This is a genomic window from Longimicrobium sp., from assembly GCF_036399255.1.
GTDB lineage: Bacteria > Gemmatimonadota > Gemmatimonadetes > Longimicrobiales > Longimicrobiaceae > Longimicrobium.
Map to the genome: position 1 here is coordinate 1 of NZ_DASWNM010000107.1, position 21,551 is coordinate 21,551.

The 21,551-nt window shown below is 70.1% G+C and carries 17 protein-coding genes and 1 pseudogene; 16 read left to right on the forward strand and 2 right to left on the reverse strand.

Features of this window, described 5'->3' with window-relative positions; genetic code table 11:
• The first annotated feature begins 557 nt into the window (after positions 1–557).
• The 4 genes from VGC13_RS19855 to VGC13_RS19870 are packed head-to-tail and all read left to right on the forward strand — an operon-like array spanning position 558 to position 4,953.
• Positions 558–1,664 carry a glycosyltransferase gene (locus tag VGC13_RS19855; protein ID WP_331127028.1) on the forward strand — a complete coding sequence of 369 codons (1,107 nt, stop codon included), beginning with the start codon at positions 558–560 and terminating at the stop codon, positions 1,662–1,664.
• A complete protein-coding gene (locus VGC13_RS19860) occupies positions 1,642–3,315 on the forward strand; it encodes a glycosyltransferase (RefSeq protein ID WP_331127029.1) in 1,674 nt (557 codons plus the stop codon). Before VGC13_RS19855 ends, VGC13_RS19860 begins: the two co-directional genes overlap by 23 nt.
• Positions 3,308–4,228 carry a radical SAM protein gene (locus tag VGC13_RS19865; RefSeq protein WP_331127030.1) on the forward strand — a complete coding sequence of 307 codons (921 nt, stop codon included), beginning with the start codon at positions 3,308–3,310 and terminating at the stop codon, positions 4,226–4,228. The genes VGC13_RS19860 and VGC13_RS19865 overlap by 8 nt, the downstream gene beginning before the upstream one ends.
• Positions 4,225–4,953: a hypothetical protein gene (locus VGC13_RS19870; RefSeq protein WP_331127031.1), complete on the forward strand. Its 729-nt coding sequence runs from the start codon at positions 4,225–4,227 to the stop codon at positions 4,951–4,953. Before VGC13_RS19865 ends, VGC13_RS19870 begins: the two co-directional genes overlap by 4 nt.
• On the opposite strand, the gene VGC13_RS19875 is transcribed toward VGC13_RS19870, so the two are convergent.
• Positions 4,920–5,555: a 2-phosphosulfolactate phosphatase gene (locus tag VGC13_RS19875; RefSeq protein ID WP_331127032.1), complete on the reverse strand. Its 636-nt coding sequence runs from the start codon at positions 5,553–5,555 to the stop codon at positions 4,920–4,922. The two genes, VGC13_RS19870 and VGC13_RS19875, sit on opposite strands and share 34 nt — an antisense overlap.
• Positions 5,556–5,936: 381 nt before the next feature.
• Between VGC13_RS19875 and VGC13_RS19880 the strand changes: the two genes are divergently transcribed.
• The 12 genes from VGC13_RS19880 to VGC13_RS19935 all read left to right on the forward strand — a co-directional run bounded on the left by VGC13_RS19880 (position 5,937) and on the right by VGC13_RS19935 (position 20,478).
• Complete coding sequence (locus VGC13_RS19880; protein WP_331127033.1) at positions 5,937–7,769, forward strand: type VI secretion system Vgr family protein; 1,833 nt, start codon at positions 5,937–5,939, stop codon at positions 7,767–7,769.
• 131 nt (positions 7,770–7,900) lie between these two features.
• On the forward strand, positions 7,901–9,865 hold the full coding sequence (locus VGC13_RS19885; RefSeq protein WP_331127034.1) for a hypothetical protein: 1,965 nt from the start codon (positions 7,901–7,903) through the stop codon (positions 9,863–9,865).
• A complete protein-coding gene (locus VGC13_RS19890) occupies positions 9,862–10,248 on the forward strand; it encodes a DUF4280 domain-containing protein (protein WP_331127035.1) in 387 nt (128 codons plus the stop codon). The genes VGC13_RS19885 and VGC13_RS19890 overlap by 4 nt, the downstream gene beginning before the upstream one ends.
• Positions 10,249–10,331: 83 nt before the next feature.
• Entirely contained in the window at positions 10,332–11,729 is a 1,398-nt protein-coding gene (gene tssK, locus VGC13_RS19895; RefSeq protein ID WP_331127036.1) for a type VI secretion system baseplate subunit TssK, read from the forward strand.
• On the forward strand, positions 11,726–12,844 hold the full coding sequence (locus tag VGC13_RS19900; protein WP_331127037.1) for an ImpA family type VI secretion system protein: 1,119 nt from the start codon (positions 11,726–11,728) through the stop codon (positions 12,842–12,844). Before tssK ends, VGC13_RS19900 begins: the two co-directional genes overlap by 4 nt.
• A gap of 88 nt (positions 12,845–12,932) precedes the next feature.
• Positions 12,933–13,910, forward strand: coding sequence for a type VI secretion system contractile sheath small subunit (locus tag VGC13_RS19905; RefSeq protein ID WP_331127038.1), 978 nt, complete (start codon positions 12,933–12,935; stop codon positions 13,908–13,910).
• Positions 13,911–13,986: 76 nt separating this feature from the next.
• A complete protein-coding gene (gene tssC, locus VGC13_RS19910; protein ID WP_414683007.1) occupies positions 13,987–15,495 on the forward strand; it encodes a type VI secretion system contractile sheath large subunit in 1,509 nt (502 codons plus the stop codon).
• 104 nt (positions 15,496–15,599) lie between these two features.
• Positions 15,600–16,082: an Hcp family type VI secretion system effector gene (locus VGC13_RS19915; RefSeq protein WP_331127040.1), complete on the forward strand. Its 483-nt coding sequence runs from the start codon at positions 15,600–15,602 to the stop codon at positions 16,080–16,082.
• Positions 16,083–16,084: 2 nt separating this feature from the next.
• Positions 16,085–16,543, forward strand: a complete 459-nt coding sequence (gene tssE, locus VGC13_RS19920) for a type VI secretion system baseplate subunit TssE (RefSeq protein ID WP_331127041.1) — start codon at positions 16,085–16,087, stop codon at positions 16,541–16,543.
• Positions 16,540–18,351, forward strand: coding sequence for a type VI secretion system baseplate subunit TssF (tssF, locus tag VGC13_RS19925; RefSeq protein ID WP_331127042.1), 1,812 nt, complete (start codon positions 16,540–16,542; stop codon positions 18,349–18,351). The genes tssE and tssF overlap by 4 nt, the downstream gene beginning before the upstream one ends.
• Positions 18,348–19,589, forward strand: coding sequence for a type VI secretion system baseplate subunit TssG (gene tssG / locus VGC13_RS19930; protein WP_331127043.1), 1,242 nt, complete (start codon positions 18,348–18,350; stop codon positions 19,587–19,589). The genes tssF and tssG overlap by 4 nt, the downstream gene beginning before the upstream one ends.
• On the forward strand, positions 19,534–20,478 hold the full coding sequence (locus VGC13_RS19935) for a hypothetical protein (protein ID WP_331127044.1): 945 nt from the start codon (positions 19,534–19,536) through the stop codon (positions 20,476–20,478). The genes tssG and VGC13_RS19935 overlap by 56 nt, the downstream gene beginning before the upstream one ends.
• 54 nt (positions 20,479–20,532) lie before the next feature.
• On the opposite strand, the pseudogene VGC13_RS33510 reads toward VGC13_RS19935, so the two are convergent.
• Positions 20,533–20,978, reverse strand: a pseudogene (locus tag VGC13_RS33510) (PEP-utilizing enzyme); the annotation flags it as partial.
• Positions 20,979–21,551 lie beyond the last annotated feature (573 nt).

Consider the following 21,551-nt stretch of genomic DNA (forward strand, 5'->3'; position numbering starts at 1 on the left):
GAGTCACCCATGTCGTAGATTCACGGGCTTGTGGACGGATGGTTGCTTCGACACCACCCATCTTACTGCAACCCAAGAAGATGCGACATGGGTTTTTTCTAGCTATGACTCACGGATCCCGTTTGGGGTGAATAAGGCAGGATCAAATCGGAGTCTTTGCTGATTTTATCGCAGAGAAACACCCCACTCCGTATACCTTCGACTTAGAGTCTCAGGTTATCTGCGAGAGCTATCTTTTTGCAGGTGTGTACCGAGGAGGTGGTGCTACGATGGATGGATTCATGATAGATCAGGAGGCCCATCCGCCAGAACGTCAATACTTTCGGCGTCTGCTCGCCCGGAGAATTGGTGACTTCCGGTGGAACTGGCGCCTCGGAATCAATGAACCCTACATGCTGCAGCTAAAAAGGTTAGTAGGATAATCAAGCCAAGCACCCGTGGGTCATCCGTCCCTCCACTTTGGTAACCAGGCCGTAGTGCTATGGCCCCGCACAGGCCGGATCTTCTATCTAAAGCTTCGATCCGCATGCTTCGACTCCCCCCGCGGCTGAGTTGCATTGACCTCACCGATCCTGCTGTTCGCTGATCGCCTGCCGCCGCTCGTCGGGGGCATGGAGATGCATGCGGGCTACTTCATGCGACATTTCCGGGACCATCGGCAGTTCCCGCTGATGGCGGTCATCTCGAAGGACCACGGCGGAACCGATTGCCTTGTCTCGGCAGCCGGCCGCGAGCCGGTGGACCTGGAGCAGTTCGCGGCGCGGTACGAGCCGTCCATCCTGTTCTTCAACAGCGGGCGCTGGATCGAGGATCTGCGCACCCTGCATTCCCTTTTCCCCGGCGCCGAGTTCACGTACCGCACCGGCGGGAACGAAATCCTGAAGGCGCCGCTCGAGCGAGCTCCCATCGAGAGCCATGCCGACCGGCGCCGCTTCTGGGTAGACACGCTGAACGACACCATCGACACGCTGGTGACGAACTCGGCGTTCACCGAGGGGCGGCTTCGGGATGCGGGAGTGAAGTGTCCGTTCCTCCGTTGTGTCGGTGGGGTGAACTTCTCCGCCGTATCCAGGCCCCGGCCCGCGCGGCGGGGCCCGCCGGTGCTGCTGTGCGCCGCCCGGTTCGTCCCCTACAAGCACCACGCCCTCCTCATCCAGGTCGCCGCGGCGCTGAATGCGCGTGGCCACGCGTTCCAACTGCGGCTGGCCGGTGACGGTCCGCTGCTGGAGGAAACGCGGGCGCTGGTCCGGGGCCACGGCCTCGACCCGATGGTGCGCTTCCTGGGAGCGCTCCCGCACGAGGCGACCTGCGCCGAGATCGCGGCGGCGGACGTGTACGTGCAGCTGAGCGGCGACGTGCCCACGCCGGTCCCGGGCGGCTCGTACGTCCACGTGGAGGGGATGGGGCGCTCGATCCTGGAGGCGTTGTCCGCGGGCACGTACGTCATTGCCGGTCGCGGCGGTGCCCTTCACGAGATCGTCGAGCCTGGCCGGGGCGAGCTGGTCGACATCGGCCAGCCCGAGCAGGTGATCGAGGCCCTGTCACGTGTGCTCGCCGATCGGCCTGAACGGAGAGCGCCGACGGATGCGTACGACTGGAGCCACCTGTTCGCGCGGTACACGCGCCATTGGGAGGAACGGGATGCGGCTGCTCGTCGTCACTGAGAAGTGCGGCCCCGAGGAGGCGCGGCGTGATGGCGGGGCGCGGCTCGTCCAGTCGATCCAGCGAACCTTCGGCGCGTCCGCGAGCGTGATGCAGTTCGGAGAACGCTCCGACGCTTCGGCCTACTGGCATCATCGCTACCCGAAGGGGTCGTCCAATCGGTTCCTGGCCCGCCTCCAGAATGCGCCTTTCATCGCGGACCGCGTACGCATGGTCGCCCAGGACTTCACGCACGTGGTGTTCGTGCACGTCTCCATGCAGTTCGGGTTCGTGGAGGCTCCCCTGGACGGCGTCACCGCGTGGACGTTCCCGATGTTCCTCACCCCGTCCTATCGTGCCTCCGGCGAGACGGTTCCGGAGGAATACACCCGGGCGGAGCGGCGCGTCCTGGCAGTGGCGCCGCACGTGCTCACGCCCGGCCACCTGGAGCGCCGGCAGCTCGTGGAGTTCTACGGCGTGCCCGAAGACCGCATCCGCGTCGTCCCGCGGGGGGTGGACCGGCGGTGCGTATCGCCGCGCGTCCGCGAGATGGACGGCCCGCCGAGGTTGTGCAGCATCGGGAGCATCAAGCCGCAGAAGAACACGCTGGGCCTGCTCCACCTGCTCCACGCGGTGCGAAAGCGCCGCCCTGGAGCCACCCTCCGCGTGATCGGGCCCGTGCAGGACGAAGCGTACTCCGCCCGCGTCCGGCGCGCGGTCGAGCGGCTGGGCCTGGGCGATGCGGTGCGCATGTGTGGATACGTGCCGCCCGAAGACCTCGCCGCCGCAACGGAGGACGCCCACCTGCACGTATCCGCCGCCTCATGCGAGACCTTTGGACGGGCGATCTTCGAGACGCTCGCCGGCGGCATGCCGAACGTCGGCCGCGCGACAGGAAGCGCGGCGGCCGAGTACCTCCGCCACGTCCCCTACGCGAGATTTGTCGATGACGCCGAAGTGGCCGCGGTCGCTGTCGACGAGCTGCTGGACGACCTCCCGGCCTGGTCCGCCATGGCACGGGAGATCGGCGAGCTGTACGACGACCGTTCCCTGTCCGCCCGGCTCGCGGCCGAGCTGGCCGAGACGCCATTCGTCGCGGTGAGCGACTACGACGGCACGCTGTTCCACAAGAACGACCCGGAACGCACGCGCAGGTGCATCGAGCGGTTCCGCCTCTACCCGCGCAGGATCGTCTGCAGCGCGCGTCCGCTGGAGCAGGTCGCGTCCGCGCTGCACGCGCACGGGATCCATGCCGACGGCATCGTGGCATATGGAGGTGGTGTCGTGGCCGATGGAAGTGGCCGGGTCCTCTGGACGACACCGATGGACGCCGCGCTCCGGGAGCGGCTCCACGCCGTGCATCCGACAGCCCGCGACGTGCGCTGGGGAGGCCAGCTTCTCCAGGTCGCAACGACGGGATGCGGCACCTGCTCGACGGTTCCGGGCGCTCGCATGGAGGTCTACCAGGGCACCGTCTACGCGGGGCCGTGGGCGGCGTCCAAGCTGCGCGCCGTGCATCGCCTGCTCGCGCATCTCGGCATCCAGGGGCGTGTCCGCGCGTTCGGCGACGGCCCCTACGACGAGGAGCTGCTGGCGTACTACGACGGCACGCGCATCCACCCTACGCCGGGCCCGTTCACCACGCGGCGCGCCCTGGAGCTGGCCGATGCCTGAAGCGTTCTTCAAGGGCTACTGGATGCTGACGAATCGCTGCAACCTGGACTGCGGCTACTGCGTCCTGGAAGATGCCCCGCACCAGCTGCGGCGTGAGCTCGATCTCGATGGGAAGAAGGAACTCGTCTCGCACCTCTACCGGCTGGGCTTCCGCCGCCTGACGCTGTCGGGGGGCGAAGTGCTGATCATGGGCAAGCGGCCGCCGGCCCAGTTCGTCGACCTGCTCCGCCACCTGCGCGGGTACCGATCGCCTGAGCCGACGGAGAACCTCGAGATCGAGGTGTACACCAACGGCACCTTCCTGGACGATGCCGTGGCGGACGAGATGGCGGGGGTCGTGGACCTGGTGGCGATCACCGTGGACAGCCACCGTGACGAACTGCTTACGCGCATCGGCCGAAACCACGGCCGCTGGCGCAACTACTTCGAGCGCGCCGTGGAGGTCTGTGGGCGGCTCACGCGGCGGGGCATCGGCGTGAAGCTGCACAGCGTGGTGGGCACGTCCAACCACCACGCGCTCGGGGACGAGGTGAGCGCCATCCTCGACGCGATCGAGGCGAACGGCGGCCGCATCGAAACGTGGAAGTTCTACCAGTACATGTCCTATGACGCCCCCGCACGGGACGGCCTCCACGCCATCGGCGGCATGGACTACGCGCGGTCCATGGAGCGCGTAGCGCGGGCGCTGGAGGGACGCGGCGTGGCGCTGCACTTCAAGGACAACGGGGAGATGAACGCCTCGCTGTTCAACATCCTGTCCTACGGGAACGCGCAGTACATGCGGCCGGGCGACACGTGGTCCACGAGCCGGCGGACGGAAGACCTGCGCAGCTACGCGTCGATGGCCGAGCTGTTCGCCAGGACCGACATCGACGAAGCGGCGTTCCGCCGGTTCCACCAGGTGCGCCGGTGAACGCGCTCGCCGTCACCATCGACCTGGATTGGGCGTGTGAAGCCGCGATCGAGGAGACGCTGGACGCGTTTCGCGAGCTCCGCGTACCGGTGACGGTGTTCGCCACCCATCGTTCGCCGAGAGTGGAGGCTGCGTTGGATGAGTTGGAGGTCGGCGTGCACCCCTACTTTGCGTCCGATTCATCGCACGGCGCCACCATCGACGCCGTCGTCGGCCACGTGCTCGACCTGCCGCACAACCTGGCGGCCTTCCGCTGCCACCGCTTCGCGTCGTGCAACGGATCGCGTGAAGCCCTGGCCCGCGCAGGATTCAGCATCTCCTCGAACGTGTGCACGGACCTGGAGGTGCTGCCCCCGTTCGCCGATCGATACGGCTGCCTGGAGGTGCCCATCTTCATGGAGGACGGCGGGTTCCTGTTCCGGGGCCATCCGCTCGCCATCGGGGGCAGCCTCGCTCGCGGGCTCGAGCAGCCGGGGACGAAAGTCATCATCGTGCACCCGATGCACTTTGCGCTCAACACCCCCCACTTCGACTACATGGCGGCCATCAAGCGACGGACGACGCGCGAGCGATGGCGGGCCATGACACGGCGCGACCTCGATGCCCTGCGCTGGCGTTCCCGCGGCATCCGCGATCTGGTGCTCGAAGTGGTGAGCGCCGCCACCGCCCACACCACCCTCGGCGCGGTCCGTCACGGAGGCTCCACGGCACTCAGCCTCGCGTGATCCCCCCGGACATCGGCCTGGATCGCGAAGTCGAAGCGGTCTAGCTCCAGGTATCTCTCGAAGTCCTCGCGCGGGTACTGCCACTGGTCTTCTCCGAAGAAGTATCTCCCCGGCCCGGCCCGCAGCGCCTCCCGGTGCGGAGACAGGTCGAAGGTATGGCCGATCAGCAGGGACTCGATGCAGGCGGCGCAGAGGTCGTCCTCCAGGGTGGGCGAAGCAGCCTCATGTCCCATCGGCCAGAGGCGGACGTGCGCACGCATCCGGCGCAGCCACGCAGCCGTCGCACGCGCGTTCACGAAGCCGGCGACCAGGACGATGCCGTCTGCGGCGAGCGCTCCCCTCGCGCCGGCCTCGGTCCGGTGTACCACGCGCCGCCCAGCGATCCGGGTCTCCACGACCCGTGTCGGGGAGTTCGGGATGTCATACGCGACGCGCGCGCCGATTTCCGGCTTCCCGACCAGCAATGCGTTGGGCTCGGCGGCGGCAAGTCTCCCGGCCGACGCGCTGGTGCTCGTGAGCCAGTACTCACGAGGCCGCTGGTGCAGGATGTACGCGGCAGTCGCAAACGCCCGGAACGCGTCGATGACGACGGTGACGTTCATGTGGCCCATCCCAGCCTCGATTCTGGCACGTTACGGCGCGGCAGCCGCTGCGAGCTTCCACCCCGGCTGCTGTGGCCGCTCCTTGATCCCCCTGCGCGAGCCGGCGCACCATCTCGACGCGCCGCGCTGTGTAGATCGTCACGGACACCCGCTCGGCGGACGTGGGGTGGATGATCTGGACAGCACCGCGACAGCGAGGCGTCCGTCCAACGCCTGTTCCATCTTACGGTTACAACAACGCACACTTCGTGCTAATTTGTGAATTGTGCGAACGTTTTTGGAGAGCCGCTTGTACGGATTGGCGAATTGGGTTTACTTGGATGTGCCAACTGAAACAAGCTGCCACCAAACGGTAGTTCCCCTCCCTGCAGGATCCCTGTCGTGTCGCAGTACCGATTCCCGCTCCAGCTGAAATACTCCTTTGAGGACGATACGTGCGAGATCGTGTCCATTCGCGGGCACGAGGCGCTTTCGGAGCCGTTCCTCTACGAGGTGGAATTGGAGTCGCAGGATCGCGCGCTGCAGTTGCAGTCCACGGTGGGAAAGGGCATGAGCGTGGGGGTGATGCGCACGGGGGCCGAGCCGCGCTGGATCGACGGCGTGGTCACGCGCTTCGCGCAGAGCCCCGGCACGGTGCGCACCGCCAGCTACCGCGCGGAGCTGCGCCCCTGGCTGTGGCTGCTCACCCTGCGGGCGGACTGCCGCATCTTCCAGGGAAAGAGCGTGCCCACGATCCTGGAGGAGCTGTTCCGCGGCCGGACCTTCCGCAGCGAACTCACCGGCGCGTACGACCCGCGCGACTTCTGCGTGCAGTACCGCGAAACGGACTTCGACTTCGCGTCGCGGCTGATGGAGGAGGAGGGAATCTCCTACTACTTCGAGCACGCGCGGGGAAGCCACACGCTGGTCCTGGTGGACGATGCCGAGAAGTTCGCCCCCTGCCCGGGGCTGGCCACGGCGCACGTTCGCCCGGCCGGGACTCCCGAGGAGCTGGACGACGCGGTGACCGCGTGCACGCTGGAGCACGCGGTAACGATCGACCGGGTGCTGCTGGACGACTACAACTTCCAGACGCCCTCCACGCCGCTGCTGGCCAGCTCGGCGGGCGACCGGGCGGCGGCCGTGATGTTCGACTACCCGGGCCGCTACACGCAGCAGGCCGCGGGCGAGCGGCTGGCCCGGCTGCGCTGGGAGGCCCGTACCGCCGGGGCGCAGCGGCTCAAGGGCCACGGTACCTGCCGGGGATTCGTCGCCGGGCACCGCTTCAGCCTTGCGGGCCACGAGCGGCCGGACGCCAACGCGGCGTACGTGCTGCGCGCGGTGTCGCTGCGGGCGGACCAGGACGCATACGCCAACGAGTTCGAGGCCTTTCCCGCCCGCACCGCGTTTCGGCCGGAGCCGCGCACCCCGAGGCCCAGCATCGCGGGAACGCAGACGGCCGTGGTGGTGGGCAAGGGCGGCGAAGAGATCTGGACGGACAGCTACGGCCGGGTGAAGGTGCAGTTCCACTGGGACCGTGCCGGCCGCAAGGACGAGAACAGCTCATGCTGGGTGCGCGTGGCGCAGGGGTGGGCCGGCAAGGGATGGGGAAGCGTGGTGCTGCCGCGCATCGGGCAGGAGGTGGTGGTCACCTTTCTGGACGGCGACCCGGACCGCCCCCTGGTCACCGGCTGCGTCTACAACGCGGCGCAGACCCCGGCGTACGCCCTGCCCGGCGCGCAGACCCGCAGCACCTTTCGCAGCAGCAGCTCGCCGGGCGGCGCGGCGTACAGCGAGATCCGCTTCGAGGACAGGAAGGGCGCCGAGGAGCTGTACCTGCACGCCGGGCGGGACATGAACGTGGAGGTGGTGCATAACCGCGGCACCACCATCCAGCAGGGAAACGACACCCTCACGGTGAGCAAGGGCACGCGCACCGTCACCGTACAGGGCGAAGAGACGCACAGCAACGGCGCCTCGTTCACGCACAAGACCGGGGGCGACTACGTCCTGAACGTCTCCGGCAACCTCGTCATCAAGGCGTCGGGCTCCATCACGCTCGAGGCAGGCACCTCGCTGGCGGCACAGGCGGGGACGTCGTTCACGGCGAAGGGGGGCACGTCGCTGCAGGCCAGCGCGGCGACGACGCTGGCGGCGAAGGGCGGCATCTCCGCCGAGCTGTCCAGCGACGGCATCACCACCGTCAAGGGCACGCTGGTCAAGGTGAACCAGTGAAGGCGCGCGTTCCCGTCCTGCCGGCCTGCGCGCCCCCGGGGCCGCCACCCCCGCCCGCTCCGCCCCCGCCCGGCCCGCTGGCGGTCGCGCACACGTTCGACGCGGACGGGCACCTGGCGGAGCGCGCGGAGATGCGCGGCGGCCTGCTGGACGGCACGACGGTCTTCTACGCCCCCGACGGCCGGGAGAAGGGGCGTGCCCAGTTCAGGGCCGGGCTGATGGACGGGCAGATGACGCTGCGGGACGAGGAGGGGTGCGTGTCCTGGTCCGCCGGGTACCGCGCCGGCGCGCCGCACGGCGACGCCTCCACCTGGCAGGGTGGCGCCCTGGCCGAAACGGTGCCGTGGGTGCAGGGGCGGCGGCAGGGTACGGCGCTGGCCTGGTACGCGGACGGCACGCTGGCGTCGTCGCTCCCCTACGTGGCGGACCGGCTGGAGGGGGTGGCCACGTGGTTCTCCGCCCAGGGCAGAAAAACGCGCAGCGCAGCGTACCGGGCGGGGATGCTGGAGGGCGAGAGCCTGGAGTTCTACGACGGCACCCCGGCCGAGACCGTCCGAATGCGCTCGGAGTACGGCGGCGGCGTGCTGCACGGGGCCGTGACCCAGTACGACACCCGGGGCCGCGCCATGATGCGCACCTGGTTCCGCCAGGGCGAGGCGCTGTGGGGCATCACCTGCGCCTGGGACGCCTCCGCCCTGGCCGCGCCGCCCCCGCCGCCAACGCCTGTGGCCGATGAGGCGCCCCCGGCCCGCCCGCCCCCGGACCATCCGCCCCCTGTTCCGCCGCAGGCAGGACGGTTCGATGACGTGCGGGACACGGCCCATCCGCCCGCCGCGCCGGAGCCGGCAAGGTCCGATGGGGTGCGGGACAGGGCTAATCCGCTCGCCGCTCCGGAGTCGGCAGGACCGTCCGATGAAGTGCGGGACACGGCCCATCCGCCCACCGCTCCAGAGCCGGCAGGACGATTCGAAGACGTGCGGGACACGGTCGATCCGCCCGCTGTTCCGGAGCCTGCAGATTGGTTCGATGAAGTGCGGGACGCGACCCATCCGCCCGTCGCGCCGGAGCCGGCAGGACAAGCCAATGACCTGCGGGACACGGACGATCCGCCGACGGATGCTTCGCCCGGTCCCGGTCCGCCGCAGGACGACGCGGCGTGGGCAGTGGCGAAGGCCCCGACGGAAGCACGGACGGGGGATGGAGATGCCGAGGGAGATGTGATCGCGGCGCCGGCACATTCGCCACGTGCATGCGGTCTGCCGCAGGGCGGCGCGGCGCGGGCAGAGGCGAAGACCCCGGCGGGAGCGCGGACGGGGGATGGGGATTCGGATGGAGATGTCATCGCGGCGCCGGCAGATCCACCACGTGCATGTGATCCGCCGGAGGGTGAGGCGAATCCGCCCCCGGTCCCGCCCGCGGAGGCGCCGCCAAGCTTCGACCTGACGAGGGGCCATGCGGCTGCGGCAGGTCCCCGGCAACCCGCCGCGGGAGCGGGGGATGACCATCCACCGGCGAAGTCGCGCGGCGATGCGCCGCCTGGAGACACGTCGGGGAAGGACGAGTCATCGGGCCCCCTCGCGGAGCCGGCCCTGGAGTCGCCGGATGCCCCCGCGGAATTGGGCCGGCCGGCCGCTGCCGACCCGCCGTCCGCCGCACGGGCCATGGATCCGCAGTTCGCGTGGCTCTGGACCGGTCCGGGCAGTTCAGCGGAGAGTCAGGACGCTCCGGCGGCGGAAACGCTGCCCGATCCCGCCCCACCGCTCGCGGCGATCATTACAAACGGGACTAAACATATGATTAAAGAGATGAGTCCTGCGTATTCCGTTCGCGCGGAACCCGTCGGCTGCGCCGGGACAGGCCACTTCCAGGCAGGTGGAGAGGCGGCGCGGAGCGGTCGGTGGGTGCCGGCGGGCCGCGTGCTGGTGTGGCTGTTCGGCCGGTGGATGCGCTCGGGCGCGGCGGCCGGGGGCGGGCCGTGGCTGACGGCGGCAGGCGTACTGGCACGGCTGTTCGGCAGGTGGATGCGTTCCGGCGGGGCCGGGGCGGCGCAGGAGGGCGGGGCGGCGAAAACCCTCGATCCAACGGAAAGACGATGAGTGTTCAGGTATGCATGGGCGCCACGCTCAAGTGCAGCTTCGGGGCGGCGCCTTCCACGCTGGTGGTGCTGCCCGTAAACCGGGTGCTTACCGGCACCCCCGCGGCAAACATCATGGACCACGTGCCCTTGCTGAACGTGCTTCCGTTCGGCACGTGCACCTCCATCGCCAATCCCATGGTGGCCACCGCCACCGCCGCCGCCCTGGGCGTGCTTACGCCCATGCCGTGCATCCCCATGACCCCGGCGCCCTGGCTGCCCGGCGCGCCGACCGTGCTGGTGGGGAGCGCCCCGGCCCTGGACACGAACAGCCGGCTGATGTGCACCTGGGCGGGCGTCATCCAGGTGCTGTCGCCCGGGCAGGCCACGGAGCTGGTCCCGTGACGGCGCGCAAACGCGAGGGCTGCGGCTGCGCCCCGTCCCCGGCGCCCGCGCCCGGGACCGGGACCGTGGGGGGGGCTGGGACCGTGACGGCGGCCGCCCCCTGCCGCCCCACGCCGGGGACGGGGCAGACCACCCGCTTTGGCGCCGTGCCCGACGCGGTGGCGTGGTACGAGGGGATGCTGCTGGCGCCGCAGCACTTTCAGCAGGCCCAGCTGCAGGCGGACGCACTGCTGGCCTACCACGTGGCGGCGCTCTCGCCCTACCACTGGGGCGTGCGGCGGCTGGTGCTGGACTGCCCCGCGCTGCAGGGGGGCACCTTCACCGTGCAGGAGCTGGAGGCGCTTATGCCCGACGGGCTGGTGGCCCGGTACGACGCCCGCACCACGCCGCCCCTGCAGGTGCAGCTGGCCCCGTACGCGGGCACCGCCCGCGGCGGGGTGGTGACCGTGCACCTGGCGGTGCGCTCGCGCACCGCCCGCGCCGCCACGGGCGAGCTGGCCCGCTTCGAGTGCTACACGGGCGAGCCCGAAACCGACGAGGTGTCCAGCGCGGCCGCGGTGGAGATGCCGCGCCTGCGGCCCCGCCTGTCCCTGGTCGTGTCGCAGGCGCGGCCGCGCGGGTGGGTGTCGCTTCCCCTGGCGCGGGTGCGGCGCACGGAGGGCGGCTGGGCGCTGGCCGGAACGCTTCCCCCGCTGCTCTCCCTGCCCCCCGGGCTCCCCCTGGGCGACCGCTGCGCCCGGCTGGCGTGCACCGTCCGCTCGCGGGCGGGGGGGATGGGGCGCGCCCTGCGCCGGGCCCGCGCCACGGGAGACGCGGGGCGCGCGGCGGCGGCGCAGGCGGGGCTGGCGGCGCTCTCGGCCGCGCTGCCCCGGCTGGAAGCGCTGGTTCACTCGGGGGCGGCGCACCCCTTCTCCGTCTACCTGGCGCTGTGCGACCTGGCGGGACACCTGGGCCCGGCCGGGCCCGGACGCCCGGCCCCGCTGTTCGCCCCGTACGACCACGACGACCCGCAGGGCTCGCTGCAGCCCCTGCTGGAGTTCTGCGAGCGGGCGGCGGACGAGGTGCAGGACGCGTTCGTCCTGGTGCCCTTCCGGCGGCACCGGGGAAGCTTTCGCCTGGCGGCGCGCCCGGCCTGGAGGGAGCTGGAAGAGCTGGTGGTGGGCGCCGTGGCCCCGCCGCGCGCCAGCGCCCGGGAGCTGCGCGACTGGGTGGCGCGGGCCCGCATCGCCAGCGCCTCGCGCATGCCCGCGCTGGCCGCGGGCGACGGCGTGGGCGCGCCCCGCGAGGTGGTGCCGCCCCCGCCCGGCATGCCGGCGGGCGACGGGCGGATCTGGTTCCGCGTGGCGGTGGACCGCGCGTTCGTGCTCCCGGGCGAACGCCTGCAGGTGCTGCCCCCGGTGGCGTGCGGCCCGGCCGCCGCGCCGCGCCGGCTGACGCTCTGCCTTTCCCTGGCGGCCCCGGCCGTGGAGGCCGTCGGATGAGCGACGTGGCCCTGCACGCCGCCGCCCCGGGGACGGCGGTGGACGAGCTGGCGCGGCGGGTGCTGGCGCCCGCGCCCGGACGCGCCGACCTGCGCGCGGACGGCACCTGGGCACGCATCCAGGAGGCGCTGCGCGACGAAGACTCCACCGTGCCGCGCGGCATCTGGGAGCGGCCGCTCAAGCGCGCGGACCCGCGGCACGCCGCCGCCCTGGCCGTCAAGGCGCTGCAGACCGGCGGCGGCGATCTGCAGGTGGCGGGGTGGCTCACCCAGGCGTGGGTGATGATCCACGGGTTTTCCGGCGCGTCCCACGGCCTGCGCCTGGTGCACGCCCTCTCCGGCGGCGGCGCGCTGGAGGGAGACCCGGAGGTCCTGGAGCGGCCGTTTGCCTGGATGGCCAAGCACCTTCCCCGCGTGCTGGGCCGGGTGGAGCTCACCGGGGCGCGGGCCGGCGCCGCCGGGTTCACCTGGGAGGCATGGCAGGCGGCGCTGTACCGCGACCGCGCGCAGCGCGCGGCCGGCGAGCGGCCCGCTCCGGACGACGCCACGCCCGACGACGTGCTGCAGGCCGCCACCCGCACGCCCACGGCGTTCTACGTCCGCGTGGAGCGGGAGCTGGCGGACACGGCCGCCGCCGTGGACGCGCTGCAGCAGCTTCTGCGGGAGCGCTGGGCCGGTCCGCCCCCGTCGCTGCAGCCGCTGCACCGTACGGTCGCCGAGATCCACGGGTGGGTGGCCGCCCAGCTGGCGGAGCGCCCCGCCGAACCGGACCCGCTGGATACGGACGACGAGCCGCTCCTCCACGAAGACCCGGAGCATCCCGGGTTCACGGACGCGTACGAGGCGGACCCGGACGAGGAGGAGACGTACGAGCCCCTCGTCCCCGAGTACGGCGCGGCCATCCGCGGCCGGGCGGAGGCGTACGCCGCGCTGGCCGCCGCGGCGGACTACCTGGCCCGCACCGAGCCCCACAGCCCCGCGCCGTGGCTGGTGCGCCGCGCGGTGGGCTGGGGCGGCATGCACCTGGGCGAGCTGCTGGGCGCCCTCATCGACGAAGGATACGACCTCAAGACGCTGCGCTCGCTCCTCGGCCTGGCCGCGGAAGGGCGCCCGTAGGCGGACGCAGGGCCGCCGTCCCACCCTTCCCGCAAGGCGCGGGAGGGCCCGTTTCCCAACCCCGTTTCCCCATCAAGGAGCAGGTACCATGGACGGATCGCTTCAACACTGGCTGGACCGCAACCGCCCCCCGCGGGTGCAGATCACGTACGACGTGGAGACGCTGGGCGCCACCGTCAAGCAGGAGATCCCCTTCATCGTGGGGATCATCGGAGACTTCGCGGGCAGCGCGCCGCAGGGCTCCATCGCCGACCGCACGTTCGTGGAGATCGACCGCGACAACATCAAGGACGTGATGGCGAAGCTGCGGCCCGCGCTTCAGCTCGCCCCCAAGCCGCTGTACCAGGTCTCGCGCGCTCCCGACGGCAACACGTACCAGCCCGCCTCCGGCACGGGGACGACGCCGTTCGCCCCGTCGCTGACGTTCGGCGTGATGGAGGACTTCGGTCCGATCTCCATCATCAAGCAGGTGCCCGAGCTCGCCGCGCTGATGCAGACCCGGCGGAACCTCGCCGACCTGATGGCCAAGCTGGGCACGAACCCCAGCCTGGAAGCGGGCCTGTGGACACAGGCTGCCCCGCTGGCGCTGGACGTCGCGAAGAAGGGTTTGACCGACGCCAGCACCGCGCTGACGACGGCGAAGGGGAAGTTCGACGAGGCAGCCCAGGCGGTGCTGACGATCGAGACGGAGGAAAAGAATAAGGACACGCACGACGCCGTCGCCGCCGCGCAGAAAACGGTCGACGACTTCTTCGGTGATACCAGCAACTACACGCAGGCCATCAAGGCCGGGACCGCCGACGACGCAACTCCAGAGCAGCGGCAGGCCGCCGGCGCGGCCGCCTGGCAGCCGGCGGTCGCGCTGCGCGACGGCATGACGCTGCTGGCGCGAATCGTCGCCGGGTACACCCCTTCCACCGCCGCCGAAGACCCCAACAAGCCGGCGCGGGACGCCGTGTCTGCCGCCCAGGGACCGGTGGACGACGCGGTCGCCAAGGCAGGGCAGGCGGCGCTCGCCACGGCGAGCGCCGCGGCCGTGGCCGTAGCCGTGGCCCAAGCCGCGTAACCAGACCTCTGATTTACCCGTCACGGCGGGCGTGCCCGCCCATATCTTCCACGTTCTGCTTCAGACGAGACTTCTCATGCCCGATTCGACAGCAACGGCCACGCCGACGGCAAGCACCAGCCCGACAATCTTTGTGGGAGCCGACTTCCCGGTCGTGTCTGCCCCGGCTCCCTCCGGCACCGACGTACAGAAGGCCCGCACGGATGCGTTCACCAGCGAGGTGAGCGCCGGCAACATCCTCTTCACCGCCGGGAAGCCGGTGGCGTACGCCATCCAGCAGCGCATCGCCGAGCTGGACGAGCTGCTCAGCACCAGCGTGAACACCGTGCTGCACGACCCCGTGTTCCAGAAGCTGGAGGCGTCCTGGCGGGGGCTGACCCAGCTGGTGATGAACACCGAGACGTGCGAGATGCTCAAGCTGCGCGTGCTGAGCGCCACCTCCACCGAGGTGCACGCCGACCTGGCCGGGGCGATCGACTACGACCAGAGCGCGCTCTTCAAGAAGCTGTACGAAGAGGAGTACGGCACCTTTGGCGGCAACCCGTACAGCGTGCTCCTGTTCGACCACGAGTTCGGCCGCACCACGGACGAGATCGACCTGGCGACGCGCCTGTCGCAGGTGGCGGCCGCCGCCCACGCCCCGGTGATCGCCGCCGCCGACCCCTCGCTGTTCGACGACGGGTGGACGGACTACCGCGGGCTCCCCGCCCCGCGCGACCTGTCCAAGATCTTCGAGAGCATCGACATGGCCGGCTGGAAGGAGCTGCGCCGCGGCGAGGACTCGCGCTACCTGACGCTGGTGCTGCCGCGGGTGCTGATGCGCCTGCCCTACGGCACCGACTCCAGGACCGAGAGCGGCTACGTGCCCGTAGAGGGCATGGTGTTCGACGAGCGGGGCAACGGGCTGGACCACCCGGACTACCTGTGGGGCACGGCGGTGTGGGCGCTGGGGCAGCGCATCACCGAGGCGTTCAGCCTGTACGGCTGGTGCGCCAACATCCGCGGCGTGGAGGGCGGCGGGATGGTGGCCGACCTTCCCCTGCACACCTTCACCACCCCGGCCGGCGACCGGGTGGCCAAGATCCCCAGCGAGGTCGCCATCACCGACCGCCGCGAAAAGGAGCTCAACGACCTGGGCTTCGTGGCCCTGTGCTACCAGAAGGGCACCGGCACCGCCTGCTTCTTCGGCGGCGCTACCGTGCAGAAGCCGGAGGTCTACACCGTCCCCGCCGCCAGCGCCAACGCGCAGGCCTCGGCGCTGCTGCCGTACGTGCTCGCCGCCTCCCGCTTTGCCCACTACATCAAGAAGATCGGCCGCGAGAAGGTGGGGAGCTTTCAGACCCGCGGCGGGCTGGAGAAGTACCTGAACAACTGGATCGCCGACTACGTGCTGCTGAACGACGACGCGCCGCAGTCGTCCAAGGCGCGCTTTCCCCTGCGCGAGGCGCGCATCGACGTGACGGAGGTGCCCGGCCAGGTGGGCGCGTACAACGCCACCGTGTTCCTGCGCCCCCACTTCCAGCTGGAGGAGCTCACCGCCTCCATCCGCCTGGTGGCGCAGATCCCCCCGGCGCCGGCCGCCTGACCATGTCCGCGGACGGCGGCGCGGCGGCCAGTCCGGCCGCCGCGCCCCCGCCCGGGCGCACCCCCGCATCCCACGAACGAACCACATCCTGAAAGGAACGAACGATGGACCTGATCCTCATGAGCATCAAGGACGTGCCGGGCACCAGCCAGGTGGACGGCTACACGGGGCAGATCGAGCTGATGTCGTACAGCCACGGCGTGGCCATGCAGGTCACCGGCGACGTGAGCAACACCGAGCGCACGTCGGGCAAGTCGCGGCACCAGGACTTCCACGTCACCAAGTACCTGGACAAGTCGTCGCCGCTGCTGAACCAGAAGCTGTGCCAGGGCACGGACCTGGGCCAGGTGACCATCACCGTGGGCCGCAACGACAGCGGCGCCGTGATCCCGCTGATCATCTACACGCTCAGCAACACTGTGCTCTCGTCCGTGAGCGTGGGCGGCGGCGGGGGCGACAAGCCCGTGGAGTCCGTGTCGCTCAACTACTCCTCCATCAAGTGGGACTACACGGCGCAGAAGGAGTCCGGCGGCAAGGACGGCACGGTGTCGGGCAGTTGGGACGTGGGCGCCAACAAGACGGCGTGACCATGACCGCTCCCCGTTCGGCGCCCGTGGCGCCCGCGCCGCTCTTCGACCGCCTGGAGGACCCCGGCCCGGGGGCGCCCGGCCCGCCGCGGGCGCTGAACGGGGACGAGCTGCGCTGGTCGGTGCGGCGCGAGCTCACCGACCTGCTGAACACCCGCTGCCCCGTGCCCCCGGCGGCGCTGGAGGGCCGGGCGCGGACCACGCTGGAGTACGGGCTTTCCCGCGCGCCGGTCACGTATCCCGGCTCCGCCGCCGCGCGGGCCGAGCTGGAGGCGGGGATGCGGGCCGCCATCGCGGCTTACGAGCCGCGGCTGCGGGTGACCGACCTGGTCGTGCAGCCGGTGGAGGGCCGCCCTTCGGAGCTGCTGGCCCGCATCAGGGCCGTGCTGGTGGCGGGGGCCGAGCCGGTCCCCGCCGAGTTCACCATCCGCGTCGGGTGCCCCGGCGGGAGGACGCCATGAGCGACAGGCCGCCCCAGGGGCTGCTGGACTACTACAACGCCGAGCTGACCTACCTGCACACGGTGGGGAGCGAGTTCGCGGCGGCGCACCCGCAGGTGGCGGCGCGGCTGCGGCTGGGCGCGCACGAGTGCGCGGACCCGCACGTGGAGCGGCTCATCGAGTCGTTCGCGTTCCTCACGGCGCGGCTGCAGCGCACGCTGGACCTGGAGGTGCCGGGGATCTCGTCCGCGCTGCTGGAGGTGCTGTATCCCAACTACCTGGACCCCGTGCCGCCCATGTCGGTGGCGGAGTTCGAGGTCGACCCGTCGCAGGGACGGCTGAGCTCCGGCTACCCCATCCCCTCCGGCACCCCGCTGTTCGCCGAGATGGGCGCCGGCGAGGTGTGCCGCTTTCGCACCACGTACCCGGTGTCGCTGCAGCCGCTGCGGGTGGTGGAGGCCAAGGTGGAGGCAGCCGCGGAGTACGGCCTGCACTCGGCGGTGCAGGTGGTGCGGGTGCGGCTGGAGGGCGTGGGCGTGCCCATCAGCGAGGTGCGTCCGTCCACGCTCCGGTTCTACCTGGCGGACGAAACCACGGCCCCGCAGCTGTACGAACTGCTGTTCGGGCACCTGCTGGGGGTGGTGCTGATGCCGGAGAAGGGGGGCCCCGGCGCGTCGGTGCCCCTGGCGCGCGGAAGCGTGCGGCCGGTGGGGCTGGAGCCGGAGGACGGGGTGCTGCCGTGCCCGCGCGCGGCCCACCCCGCGTTCCGGCTGCTGCAGGAGTACTTCACCATCCCCCGCAAGCTGATGTTCTTTGACCTGGAGGGGGTGGAGAAGCACCAGGCAACGGAGCACCTGGACCTGCTGTTCCTGCTCGATCATCCCGCGCCGCACCGGATGGCGCTGAGCCCGCGCAGCGTTCGCCTGGGGTGCACCCCGGTGGTGAACCTGTTCGAGCGGCTGTCGGAGCCGGTGCGGGTGGACCAGCACCGCGTGGAGTACCGGCTGGTGGCCGACGCGCGCCGCGAGCGCAACACGGAGGTGCACTCCATCCTGGACCTTTCGTCGGCCCCGGACGGCTACGGCGGGGCGGACTGCTTTGAGCCGTTCTACTCGTACACGCACCAGATGGACGCGGCGCAGCGCACCTTCTGGCGGGCGCGGCGGGTGCCGTCGGAGCGCGGGGGCGAAGGGGGGAGCGACGTGATGCTCTCCTTTCTGGACCTGCGCGGCCGGCACGTGCCCCCGCCCGTGCAGACGGTGTGGGCTCGGGTGCTGTGCACCAACCGCCACCAGGCCGAGACGCTGCAGCCCGACACGTGGCTGCGGATGGAGCTGGCGGCGCCCGTCTCGAAGGTCTGGGTGGTGCACGTGCCCACGGCCGCCGTCCAGCCGCCGCTGGATGCGCAGACGCAGTGGCGGCTGGTGTCGCAGCTTTCGCTGAACCACCTGTCGCTGGCCGGCACGGCCCGGGACCCGCAGCAGGGCCTGCGCGCCCTGCGCGAGATCCTGCGCCTGTACGCGGCCTGGGGCGACCCCACCGTGGAGGCGCAGGCGGCGGGGATCGTGTCCATGGAAACCGAGCCGATCGTGCGTCGCGCCGGCCCCGCCCCCTGGGCCGGCTTCTACCGGGGGACGAAGATCGACCTGACGCTGGACCGGGCGGGCTACGACCGCAGGACGCCGCTGCTGCTGGGGATGGTGCTGGACCGCTTCTTCGCCCTGTACGCCTCCGTCAACTCGTTCACGCAGCTGTCGGTGCGCCTGCGGGGGAGCGAAGTGCCGTGGAAGACCTGGGAGCCCCGCGTGGCCGGAAGGCCCTTGCTGTGAGCGAGGTGCTGCTGGACCGGCTGCGGGAGCGGCCGCAGGCGTTCGACTTCTACCAGGCCGTGCGGCTGCTGCAGCGCGCGGCCGGGGAAAAGGCGGCGCTCCTCGCGGAGGGTGCGGACCCGGCGGCCGAGGCGGTGCGCTTTCGCGCGGCCGGCGGATTCGCCTTTCCCGCGTCGGACCTGGTGGCGGTCCGCGCGCTGCGGGCCGGCGGGGCGGCGCAGTGGGAGATGACGGTCTCCTTCCTGGAGCTGGGCGGCGCGCAGGGGCCGCTCCCCGTGCCGCTGGCGCAGCGGGTGATGGACCGGCTGGCGGACGGGGACACCGCCTCGCGCGACTTCCTGGACCTGTTCCACCACCGCCTGGTATCGCTGCTCTACCGCATCGGGCGGCTGACGCAGCCGGTGCTGGAGGAGCGGCTGCCGCAGGACACGGAGCCGGCCGGCTGGCTGCGCGCGCTGGTGGGGATCGGCACGCCGGGGATGCAGGATCGGCTGCCCGGGACGGACGACCGGGCGCTGCTGGCCCGCGCGGGGCTGCTGGCGCGCGAGGTCCGCTCCCAAGCCGGGCTGGAGGGATTGCTGGCGGACCACTTCGGGGTCCCCGTGTCCATCCAGCCGCTGGTGGGGCGGTGGCTCCCGATCCCCGAGGACCAGCGGACGCGCATCGGGCGCACGGGCGCCAGCCGCACGCTGGGCACGGACGCAGCGCTGGGCACGCGCTGGCACGATCCGCAGGCCGCCATCGGCATCCGCATGGGGCCCATGGACCTGGCGCTGTACCGCGCCTTTCTCCCCGCCGACCCCGTGACGGGCAACCCGGCGGACGGCACCGCGCTCATGGAGCTTCGCGAACTGGTGCACTTCTACGCCGGGATCGAGATGGATTTCGTCCTCACCCTCGTCCTGCGCGCGGACGAGGTGCCCCCCGCCGTGCTCCGCGCAGCGCGCGCGCCCGAGTCGCCGCGCCTGGGCTGGAGCGCCTGGCTGCACACCCGCCCCGCCGCCGTGGACCCTGAGGTCCGCGTGAACCAGCACGGGTATATGCCCTCCGACGCGCGTACGAGCTTCTACTCAAGTGCGGAACCGACCCGAGCACATTGCGGGCTGCACAACCTTGACAACTATTACACCGAAGAACCTCATGCCCACGACAACCTGCTGCAAGTGCAAAAGAGACGTTTCGGTGCCCAACGTCTACACCAACACCCCGTTCGACTGCCCATATTGCAAGACGCATGATCTGCATCTGTACAAGTGCTTATCTTGCACGAGTGTCTCGATCTTCGATACCAAAGCGGTGCCGCAGGCCTGCCCCCAGTGCCCGGCGCTCGTTCGCTCGCCGCCATTCAAAGACTCAGATTGGCTCTACCACATAGCACCCCGAAGCGCCTTGTTGAGTATACAGGCGAACGGATTGCGTTCGGTATACAGTCGTACGCGTAGAAGGGAGCCCGAGCCCAGCGGTTCCTTCGTAGCGGATCGCGAGAAGCGGATTGAAAAAATAGTCAAAGAGCGCCTCAGTGCTTATGTCGCCCATCTTGACACCAACGCCAACCTGCCGGACCTCCCCAACTTCCCGGTCATCCAACCCACGATTCTATTCGATTACACGGCATCCCAGGATGACTACGCGAGGTTGAAGTATCACGAGCTAGAGTGGCTCGGGTTGTACGCGAGGCGGAAAAACATACGCTTCCAAGAGGAAATCAAGTCGTTCCGTCGCATGGAATGGAAGACAAAGGCAACAGCGCTGCTGGATGAGCCAGAAGAACACTACCTCACCTTGCTGGCTAAGGAGGCGGCGAATCACCATTTCGGGATAGAGGGGGCGATTACCGCGTCCTATGTGTACTTTCTCGCCACCGACAACGTCGATGACATGACGATTGCTTTCAACGATTATGTCAAACTGCGCGCTCCTGGCTCTTACGTCGTGTTGCGTGTCTGGAAATATAGCGTAGTCGGTCTTGAACGAGATCAGGCCGACCACCGGGCGGTTCGCACCCAAGCGGACGTGTCCAGGGAAAACTTGCAGATCATGATCGGCACCCAGAACCCCGGATCGGACTTCGTTCGTCTCAGATCCCTATGGAATCACTGGATACCACTGAGTCAATGGCGTGGCTAGATCTGATCCGCACCATCCAATTGGGTAACGGGGAGCGCTCGCCCGCTCTGCGCCTTACGCCTTCTCAGCAATGAGGGCCGTAATTCCGCATTGCACTCGCCTGAAACGCCGCCCAGCGGGAATTCCCCCACAGTGTCCTGCTCTCGGTGGAGGGCAACAGCGCTGCCCGTCACGGATGGGCCAAGTGGCGTGCTGCACGCCCACGACGGCGGGCAGCAGTCCGTACTCGCGCGCGATCACCGCGCCGTGGGTCATCAGGCCCCCACCTCCGTCACCAAGCCCGCGATCGCGACGAACGGGGGCGTCCAGCCGGGGGGGCGGTGAAGGCGGTGACCAGGATGGCACCCGGTTCCAGATCGGCCTGCGCCAGATCCAGGATCACGCGGGCGCGGCCCTCGACGGTGCTGGCAGACACCGCCAGGCCCACCAGTGCGCCGGCCGGCAGGTCGTCGCCGGTATGCGCCGGAGATCATCTCGCCATCCGACGTGAGCACCCGCGCAGCGTGAGCACTTGAATACGGCGATGCAAGGCTTCCCTCCGCGCATAAAAGCGAAGCAGCCGCAGAGGACTTTGCTACGGCTACTTATTTTATTGCTCGTCCCTCGGTCACACTGCGACGGCGTACCACTCCGTACAGCGCGGGATCTGTAAGTTAGATGGACCCCCTACGAAACCTCCCGTGGGAGAGAGAACTCACCGCAGCGAAGGTGTTGTGATGACGGTCGAGAGGTAATGGACCGCGCTTGCCGTAGCAACGAGCTGCGGAAAGGCGGATTGAGGGCATGTGGGAGGCAGGATCGAGCGAGCGGATGCTGACCCACCTCTCTCGCTGGCATCTCAAGCGGAGCCAACCTTTCTCCCGGCAAATAGCTGCGGAGCGATCAACGTGCTGCCACATTTGACACGTACACATAACGCCTTTAGATTAAAAACCCGTACCTGGCGAGACGATTTTCTTGCCGGATCATCGACGGGCCCCGGTTGAGGGACCGCCGTTCGCTCGCATGACCGGAGCGCGTACCATGCCCCTCGTTGCTCGAACGCCGTTCCCCGCACTGATTGCTCCACGCAC

What these genes read in the sequence shown, in the direction of transcription:
- VGC13_RS19860 (WP_331127029.1), top strand. Translation starts at nt 1,642, where the DNA reads ATGCGGCTGCTCGTCGTCACTGAGAAGTGCGGCCCCGAGGAGGCGCGG.
- VGC13_RS19865 (WP_331127030.1), top strand. Translation starts at nt 3,308, where the DNA reads ATGCCTGAAGCGTTCTTCAAGGGCTACTGGATGCTGACGAATCGCTGC.
- VGC13_RS19875 (WP_331127032.1), bottom strand. Translation starts at nt 5,555, where the DNA reads ATGAACGTCACCGTCGTCATCGACGCGTTCCGGGCGTTTGCGACTGCC.
- VGC13_RS19885 (WP_331127034.1), top strand. Translation starts at nt 7,901, where the DNA reads ATGCGCGGCGGCCTGCTGGACGGCACGACGGTCTTCTACGCCCCCGAC.
- VGC13_RS19890 (WP_331127035.1), top strand. Translation starts at nt 9,862, where the DNA reads ATGAGTGTTCAGGTATGCATGGGCGCCACGCTCAAGTGCAGCTTCGGG.
- VGC13_RS19900 (WP_331127037.1), top strand. Translation starts at nt 11,726, where the DNA reads ATGAGCGACGTGGCCCTGCACGCCGCCGCCCCGGGGACGGCGGTGGAC.
- VGC13_RS19905 (WP_331127038.1), top strand. Translation starts at nt 12,933, where the DNA reads ATGGACGGATCGCTTCAACACTGGCTGGACCGCAACCGCCCCCCGCGG.
- tssC (WP_414683007.1), top strand. Translation starts at nt 13,987, where the DNA reads ATGCCCGATTCGACAGCAACGGCCACGCCGACGGCAAGCACCAGCCCG.
- VGC13_RS19915 (WP_331127040.1), top strand. Translation starts at nt 15,600, where the DNA reads ATGGACCTGATCCTCATGAGCATCAAGGACGTGCCGGGCACCAGCCAG.
- tssE (WP_331127041.1), top strand. Translation starts at nt 16,085, where the DNA reads ATGACCGCTCCCCGTTCGGCGCCCGTGGCGCCCGCGCCGCTCTTCGAC.
- tssF (WP_331127042.1), top strand. Translation starts at nt 16,540, where the DNA reads ATGAGCGACAGGCCGCCCCAGGGGCTGCTGGACTACTACAACGCCGAG.